The sequence below is a fragment of the Chloroflexota bacterium genome (genome assembly GCA_026710945.1).
GTDB lineage: Bacteria > Chloroflexota > UBA11872 > VXOZ01 > VXOZ01 > VXOZ01.
This window is the reverse complement of sequence record JAPOQA010000029.1, coordinates 1-2176: the sequence shown is the minus strand read 5'-3', so window position 1 is coordinate 2176 and position 2176 is coordinate 1. Positions and strand designations below refer to the sequence as shown.

Sequence of the window (2176 nt, the reverse complement as noted above, 5' to 3'; positions counted from 1 at the left end):
CTGAGGAAGGTTGCTCTTGTACTTAAATCTGTCAACGAATTATCTGACATTTACAATTCCGAGCGTAGCGTCGAACAAGGTTCGCGGAATCTAGGGTCCCTGCTCAACACACTTTCACGGCCTCAGCACTCTAGATTCCGCGCTAAGAGCGACACTCCGCTACGCTCCGTTCGGAATGACATGTATGTAGGCGAACACAGAGTTCTGCTCCCATGTTTCTTCTACCAAATCTGTCAACGAATTTCCTGACATTTACATGGGCGACACACTGCATCCCTGTGGTTACGCCGGGCAACTTGCCCGGTACATAGCGCATCTCTCGCGAGACTCGTAGCGCAAGCTCTCCGGCGTGCGCGCCTGGGGTACCATGATCACATGAAGTATCAAGATCGAACTGCGGAGGCGGCGGTGAGCGGGGTGGATAGACCGCGGCCGCCACGGGATCCGCTGCTGGATACTGTAGCGCAGACCATTGCCACCCAAGACCTGCTACCCAATGGCTGCAAGATAGTCGTGGCCGTGTCCGGCGGGGCGGATTCCATCGCTCTGCTCGATGCCCTGCAGCAGCTTGCGCCGGGTCACCGCTGGCATCTCCACGTGGCCCACGTGAATCACCAACTCCGCGGCGCAGAATCTGACGCGGACGCCGCGCTTGTTGCGCAAGTGGCCGCGCGCGCGGGGCTGCCCTGCACCGTGCGATCAATTGATGTCGCACGGGCGCAGCAAGACTACGCCTCACCGGAGAACACCGCCCGGCGGCTGCGCTACCGGCTGCTTGCCGCAATCGCCCGGCATGCGGAAGCGCGCTACATTGGCCTGGCGCACCACCAGAACGATCAAGCCGAGACCGTATTGCTCCATCTGCTGCGGGGCAGCGGTCCGGGCGGCCTTGCCGGCATGCGCTACGCGAGCCCGCTGCTGCTTACCGATGCTGCCGTGCCGGATCCAGCTAACGTCGCCAGCCCCCAAAAAGACCGGCAGGAGGCGAACCACCCGCCTGACCCAACCATCACCCTGGTGCGACCGCTGCTGAACGTACCGCGCGCCGCAATTCGCGCTTACTGCGCCCGCCGGGAACTGGCGTTTCGCGAAGACAGCAGTAATGAGACCACCACGCCGCAGCGGAACTGGCTGCGCCATGAAGTGCTCCCATTGCTCGAGACGCGTTACCCCGCAGCAGCGCGTACGCTGGCCCGCGCGGCCCGCGTATTCGAGGAAGACTCTGCATATTTGACTGCATTGGCTGAAGACTGGCTGCAACAGCATTCTGAACGGAAGACAGACGGTGTGCTTTTCGCTCGCGCCGCGTGGCTCGCGCAGCCGCCCGCCTTGCAAGCGGCAGTGTTGCGCTCCGCCGTGGCACGGGTGGTGGGGCACGTTCAAGGGCTGGAATACGGGCACGTCGTTAGTGCGCGCGAGGCGCTGCGTCAGGACAAGACCGGCGTTGCAAGTCCGCTCCCCGGCGGTTTGTTGTGCCGTGCCGAGCATGACGGCATCTGGATCGGATATGCGCCTGCGCAAGCATTCTTCCCGCCGGTCACGCTCGCCGTGCCCGGCCGCACGGAGATTGCGCAGCTTGGAAGCGCCATTCACGCCGGGCTGGTTGAGCCAGGCGAGGTAGACTTTCACGCCGGAACTGCCGGTAATGTTGCCTGGATCGACGCCGGACAGGTGGCCGGAGATCTGAAGGTGCGGACGCGCCTGCCCGGCGACCGTTTCGTGCCGCTGGGCATGACCGGCGAGAAGAAGCTCCAGGACTTTCTGGTGGATGCTCGGGTGCCGGCGCGTCTGCGGGACCTTGTGCCGCTCATCGTTACGGAGAATAATGCTATCGTTTGGGTCGCGGGACACCGCAGCGACGCCCGCTACCGCATCACCGACCAAACGCGGCAAGTTATTTGCCTGCGCCTTGAATCATTGCCTGCGGAGAACGTGCCGTGAGCGGTGCTTTCAAGTCCGCACGCGAGGTCAATCCCCTCTCCTGGGGAGACCTTTGCATAACCCCACTTTCAAGCAGGGGCACTCCCTCTCCTGGGGAGGCTGTCTCAAAAATAGTTCTACCGGATGTATACTGGCGTGAAGAGGAGCAAGGTGAGGTGGTGGGATAGTTTGTAGAGAGGTAGTGACGATGCCGTTGAGACCGTTTAGTCGTGAACAGGCCTGGCTGTTGCCGCCG

At 62.2% G+C, this 2176-nt stretch carries 1 protein-coding gene; it reads left to right on the top strand.

Annotated elements, in window-relative coordinates; translation table 11 throughout:
- Nucleotides 1–375: 375 nt before the first annotated feature.
- Nucleotides 376–1941, top strand: a complete 1566-nt coding sequence (tilS, locus tag OXE05_06145; GenBank protein ID MCY4436899.1) for a tRNA lysidine(34) synthetase TilS — start codon at nucleotides 376–378, stop codon at nucleotides 1939–1941.
- Nucleotides 1942–2176: the final 235 nt, after the last annotated feature.

Excerpts from the sequence above, each read along its gene's own strand:
- tilS (MCY4436899.1), top strand. The coding sequence starts at position 376 with ATGAAGTATCAAGATCGAACTGCGGAGGCGGCGGTGAGCGGGGTGGAT.